Annotated in this window: 5 protein-coding genes; 2 read left to right on the plus strand and 3 right to left on the minus strand. The window is 68.6% G+C overall.

The window, feature by feature from the left end:
* Nucleotides 1–95 precede the first annotated feature (95 nt).
* Nucleotides 96–833: a ThuA domain-containing protein gene (locus tag ABDW35_RS31395; protein WP_343717775.1), complete on the plus strand. Its 738-nt coding sequence runs from the start codon at nt 96–98 to the stop codon at nt 831–833.
* Between the two features lie 73 nt (nt 834–906).
* Here ABDW35_RS31395 and ssb read toward each other — a convergent pair whose 3' ends face one another.
* The 3 genes from ssb to ABDW35_RS31410 all read right to left on the minus strand — a co-directional run bounded on the left by ssb (nt 907) and on the right by ABDW35_RS31410 (nt 2,447).
* Nucleotides 907–1,461, minus strand: coding sequence for a single-stranded DNA-binding protein (gene ssb, locus ABDW35_RS31400; protein ID WP_343717776.1), 555 nt, complete (start codon nt 1,459–1,461; stop codon nt 907–909).
* A gap of 86 nt (nt 1,462–1,547) precedes the next feature.
* Nucleotides 1,548–1,901 (minus strand): hypothetical protein, encoded by a 354-nt coding sequence (locus ABDW35_RS31405; protein WP_343717777.1) that lies wholly within the window; start codon nt 1,899–1,901, stop codon nt 1,548–1,550.
* 9 nt (nt 1,902–1,910) lie between these two features.
* The gene (locus tag ABDW35_RS31410; protein WP_343717778.1) at nt 1,911–2,447 is read right to left on the minus strand and encodes an EndoU domain-containing protein; all 537 of its coding nucleotides are present in this window, start codon (nt 2,445–2,447) and stop codon (nt 1,911–1,913) included.
* Nucleotides 2,448–2,704: 257 nt separating this feature from the next.
* On the opposite strand from ABDW35_RS31410, the gene uvrA reads away from it, so the two are divergent.
* On the plus strand, nt 2,705–5,434 hold a 2,730-nt coding region (gene uvrA, locus ABDW35_RS31415), incomplete at its 3' end, for an excinuclease ABC subunit UvrA (protein WP_343717779.1).

Raw genomic sequence — 5,434 nt, forward strand, 5'->3', positions numbered from 1 at the left:
TTTCGCCTGCATGCGGTCGGGCGCCCAGGACGGCACATGGGTGTCGCTGTCCGAGACCCTGCCCTGATCGCAGCCCAACCCTGGAGACTTCCGACATGGCCCTCCCCCGCCTGCTGGTCTGGAACGAGTACCGGCACGAGCTGCAGAACCCCGAGGTCTCGGCCGTCTATCCCGACGGCATCCACGAGGCGATCGCCGACCCGCTGCGCCAGCGCGGCTTCGAGGTCGCCACCGCGACGCTGGATCAGCCCGAGCACGGGTTGACCGACGAGGTACTGAACCGCACCGACGTGCTGCTGTGGTGGGGTCACAAGGCGCATGAGGAGGTGTCGGACGCCGTGGTCGAGCGGGTGCGCCGCCACGTCATGGGCGGGCTGGGCCTGATCGTGCTGCATTCCGGCCACTACTCGAAGATCTTCCGCCGCCTGATGGGCACCAGCTGCAGCGTCAACTGGCGGGTGCACGGCAAGGACGGCGAGACCGAGCGGATCTGGGTCACCGCCCCGGCCCATCCGATCGCCGCCGGGCTCGACCGCTACATCGAGATCCCGCAGGAGGAGATGTATGGCGAGTTCTTCGACGTGCCGGAGCCGGACGAGCTGGTCTTCGTCAGCTGGTTCAAGGGCGGCGAGGTGTTCCGCAGCGGCCTGACCTATCGCCGCGGCTATGGCCGGATCTTCTACTTCCGGCCGGGGCACGAGACCTTCCCGAGCTACCACAACGCCCAGGTGCAGGCAGTGATCGCCAATGCGGCAGCCTGGGCCGCCCAGCCCGGCGTGCGCCGCACCCCGCCGGACAATGCGCGGCGTGATCCGATCGAGGCCATCGGCTGAGGCGCCCTTCCTGAAAGCAGACGGGCCGGCTGGTTTCCCAGCCGGCCCGTTTCGTTTCACCCGTCCGGACGGATCAGAACGGAATCTCGTCGTCCAGGTCGTCCGCCATCGGGCCGCGGCCGCCGCCGGAGGACCCGCCGCCGCCCGACGAACCGCCGCCATAGCCGCCGCCACCCGAGGACCGGCCGCCACCGCCATAGCCGCCACCGCCGCCGCCGTAGCCGCCGCCCGAGCCGCCCTCATCCTCGAAGCCGCCGCCCCCGCCCCCGCCGCCTTCACGGCCGTCGAGCATCGTCAGCTCGCCGCGGAACGGGCGCAGCACCACCTCGGTGGTGTAGCGCTCGGCGCCGCTCTGGTCGGTGTATTTCCGGGTCTCGAGCTGGCCCTCGATGTAGATCTTCGAGCCCTTCTTCAGGAACCGCTCGACCACCCCGACCAGCGCGTCGTTGAACACCACGACGCGGTGCCACTCGGTGCGCTCCTTGCGCTCGCCGGTGTTGCGGTCCTTCCAGTTCTCCGACGTCGCGACCGAGAGATTCGCCACGCGGCCGCCATTCTGGAAGGACCGGATCTCCGGATCGCGGCCGAGATTGCCGACCAGAATGACCTTGTTGACGCTGCCAGCCATGATCCAGACCTCACTCACTGCTCAATTCCGGGGCGGACCCTAGACGGATGGTCCGCCGATGCCAATCACTTCGATCGTGAGCCGCCTCAGCCCTTCTTCCGCGGCCTGGCCGCAGGCTTGCGCAGCGCCGCCAGCCAGGCGCCGACCGCCGCCGCCAGGTCCCGCGTCGGCATCACCAGCGGCGGCACCTTAGCGTCGTGGATGTTGCGCAGCACCGACTGGGCGCCGCGGATCTCCAGCGCGTAAAGGTTCCCGGTGATCGGCTCGCCACCCTCCCCGGCCGCGCCCAGGCGCTCGGCCACCCTGGCCGTCCAGGCGGCGTCGCCACGCAGGTCGGTCTCCAGGAAGTCGGCCAGGATCGGCGCTGCGGTGCCGGACACGACGCGGGGCCGCCCTTCGGCGTCGCGGGTGACCTCGATCGTGCTCTGCTTTGCCTTCATCCCGCCCTCTCAGTTCGGGAACGCGGTGTTGATCGCGTCCTGGCCGCGGCGCTGGATGGTGCCGATGCGGATCTCAAAGGGCCTGCCTCGGTCGTCGCGGCAATAGCCGTCCTGCGCATCGCCCTGCACCGGCGCTGATGGGCCGAGCACGCCCCAGGCCGGATGATCGCCGGTCTGGTTCCGATAGGCATAGAGCACCGAACGCAGGATCGCCTCGGCAGAGCAGTCGTCCGGATAAAAGGTCGACCGCTTGCGCCGGCCGTTGCTGTAGACCACGGTCGCGTCATAGATCTCGCCGGCGCCATGGCGGCCATCCTCGACCCGGTCGACCGCGCCGGTCGGCAGTTCGACGGCCCGCGAATGAAAGCCTTTGGGGTCGCCGTTGCGCCCGATCTCACCGCAGAAGATGTGGCTGAGATTGACCTGAGGGTCACTGCGGCTCCAGAGGCGCTTACCGGCATCGCTGCAGTCCAGCGTCGCTGCCATCGATTCGCCGGCGCCCGACACGAGCAGCAGGACCAGGATCAGGCCGATCCGACGGATCATGAAGTCTCCGGCGTGAGGCCCCGAGGTTATGTCCCCGGACGGCTTGGACGCGCATCCTATCCCGCTTTCCGCTTGACCGCAACGTTCCCGATATGTTCGAGTCCCTCCATCGGACTCGCCCGGCCTGCACGCGGCCGCAGCGCCGGCGGGCAGGCCGATGATCGGGCCGGAGTCGCTTTCGGGCCTCGCCCGTCCCATATTGCACATCGGTGTGCCCGGAAACCCGGGGACGCCCTTCCCGCATGAGTGATCTGGCGATGCACAAGTCCATCAGCGTCCGCGGCGCGCGCGAGCACAATCTGAAGAATGTCGACGTCGATCTGCCGCGCGACCAGCTGATCGTCATCACCGGCCTCAGCGGCTCCGGCAAATCGTCCCTGGCCTTCGACACGATCTATGCCGAAGGCCAGCGCCGCTATGTCGAGAGCCTGTCGGCCTATGCCCGCCAGTTCCTCGAGCTGATGCAGAAGCCGGATGTCGATTCGATCGAGGGCCTCTCCCCCGCGATCTCGATCGAGCAGAAGACGACCAGCCGCAACCCGCGGTCGACCGTCGGCACGGTGACCGAGATCTACGACTATATGCGGCTGCTGTTCGCCCGCATCGGCGTGCCCTACTCCCCCGCCACCGGCCTGCCGATCGAGAGCCAGACGGTCAGCCAGATGGTCGACCGGGTGATGGCGATGGGCGACGGCACCCGGCTGTACCTGCTGGCCCCGATCGTGCGCGGCCGCAAAGGCGAATACAGGAAGGAGCTGCAGGAGCTGCGCGCCCGCGGCTTCCAGCGAGTCAAGGTCGACGGCACGCTCTACGAGATCGAGGACGTGCCGGCCCTGAACAAGAAGCTGAAGCACGACATCGAGGTGGTGGTCGACCGGCTGGTGGTGCGCGACGACCTGGGCAATCGCCTGGCCGATTCGATCGAGACCGCGCTGGGCCTGGCCGAGGGGCTGGCCATCGCCGAGAACGCCGACAGCGGCGACCGCACCCTGTTCTCGTCGAAATTCGCCTGCCCGGTCTCCGGCTTCACCATCCCGGAGATCGAGCCGCGGCTGTTCTCCTTCAACAGCCCGCACGGCGCCTGCCCGGCCTGCGACGGCCTGGGCGCCAAGCTGGTGTTCGACCCCGAGCTGATCGTGCCGGATGAAAGCCGGACCCTGGCCAAGGGCGCGGTGGCGCCGTGGGAGGGGTCGTCCTCGAAATATTACCACCAGACGCTGGAGGCGATCGCCGCCCATTACCGCGTCAGCACCACCACGCCCTGGCGCGACCTGCCGGAGGCGGTGCGCAACACCATCCTGCACGGCTCCGGCAAGGACCCGATCGTGTTCCGCTACGATGACGGGCTGCGCACCTACAAGACCGAGAAGCCCTTCGAGGGGCTGATCCCGAACATGGAGCGGCGCTTCCGCGAGACCGACAGCGCCTGGACGCGGGAGGAGCTGGGCAAGTACCAGGGCACCCGCCCCTGCGACACCTGCAACGGCGCCCGGCTGAAGCCGGAGGCGCTGGCGGTGAAGATCGGCGGGCTGCACATCAGCCAGGTGGCGGAGAAGTCGATCGCCGAGGCCGGGCAGTGGTTCGCGGCGCTGAACGACACGCTGTCGGCCAAGGACCAGGAGATCGCCTACCGCATTCTGAAGGAGATCAACGAGCGGCTGACCTTCCTCAGCGCCGTCGGCCTGACCTACCTGACCCTCTCCCGCGGCTCCGGCTCGCTGTCCGGCGGCGAGAGCCAGCGCATCCGCCTGGCGTCGCAGATCGGCTCCGGCCTGACCGGCGTGCTGTACGTGCTGGACGAGCCGTCGATCGGCCTGCATCAGCGCGACAACGACCGGCTGCTCGGCACGCTCAAGCGGTTGCGCGACCTCGGCAACACCGTGCTGGTGGTCGAGCATGATGAGGATGCGATCCGCAGCGCCGACTACCTGGTCGATATGGGCCCGGGCGCCGGCGTGCATGGCGGCAAGGTGGTGGCGCACGGCACGCCCGAGGAGGTGATGCGCGAGGCCGACAGCGTCACCGCCCAGTACCTGACCGGCGCCAAGCGCATCGAGGTTCCCGCGACCCGCCGCCCCGGGCATAAGGGCCAGGTGCTGAAGGTGGTCGGCGCCCGCGGCAACAACCTCAAGAACGTCACCATGGAGGTGCCGCTGGGCACCTTCACCTGCGTCACCGGGGTGTCCGGCGGCGGCAAGTCGACCCTGGTGATCGAGACGCTGTACAAGGCGCTGGCCCGGCAGTTGATGGGCGCGCATGAGCACCCGGCGCCGCATGACGCGATCGAGGGCGTGCAGTTCCTCGACAAGATCATCGACATCGACCAGTCGCCGATCGGCCGCACGCCGCGGTCGAACCCGGCGACCTACACCGGCGCCTTCACCCCGATCCGCGACTGGTTCGCCGGGCTGCCGGAGGCGAAGGCCCGCGGCTACGGCCCCGGCCGCTTCTCCTTCAACGTTAAGGGCGGCCGCTGCGAGGCCTGCCAGGGCGACGGCGTCATCAAGATCGAGATGCACTTCCTGCCCGACGTCTATGTCCAGTGCGACGTCTGCAAGGGCCATCGCTACAACCGCGAGACGCTGGAGGTGCTGTACCGCGACAAGTCGATCGCCGAGGTGCTGGAGATGACGGTCGAGGAAGGGGCGGAGTTCTTCCGCGCGGTGCCCTCGATCCGCGACAAGATGGAGACGCTGCACCGCGTCGGCCTCGACTACGTCAAGATCGGCCAGGCGGCGACCACGCTGTCGGGCGGCGAGGCGCAGCGGGTCAAGCTGGCCAAGGAGCTGTCGCGCCGGGCCACCGGCAAGACCGTCTACATCCTGGACGAGCCGACCACCGGCCTGCATTTCGACGACGTGCGCAAGCTGCTGGAAGTGCTGCACGAGCTGGTCGACCAGGGCAACACGGTGCTGGTGATCGAGCACAATCTCGAAGTGATCAAGACCGCCGACTGGATCGTCGACATCGGCCCGGAGGGCGGCGAC

Source organism: Inquilinus sp., assembly GCF_039594555.1.
In the GTDB taxonomy this organism is placed as follows: Bacteria; Pseudomonadota; Alphaproteobacteria; order DSM-16000; family Inquilinaceae; genus Inquilinus.

Coding starts and splice junctions, on each gene's coding strand:
- ssb (WP_343717776.1), bottom strand. CDS start 1,461: ATGGCTGGCAGCGTCAACAAGGTCATTCTGGTCGGCAATCTCGGCCGC.
- ABDW35_RS31405 (WP_343717777.1), bottom strand. CDS start 1,901: ATGAAGGCAAAGCAGAGCACGATCGAGGTCACCCGCGACGCCGAAGGG.
- ABDW35_RS31395 (WP_343717775.1), top strand. CDS start 96: ATGGCCCTCCCCCGCCTGCTGGTCTGGAACGAGTACCGGCACGAGCTG.
- ABDW35_RS31410 (WP_343717778.1), bottom strand. CDS start 2,447: ATGATCCGTCGGATCGGCCTGATCCTGGTCCTGCTGCTCGTGTCGGGC.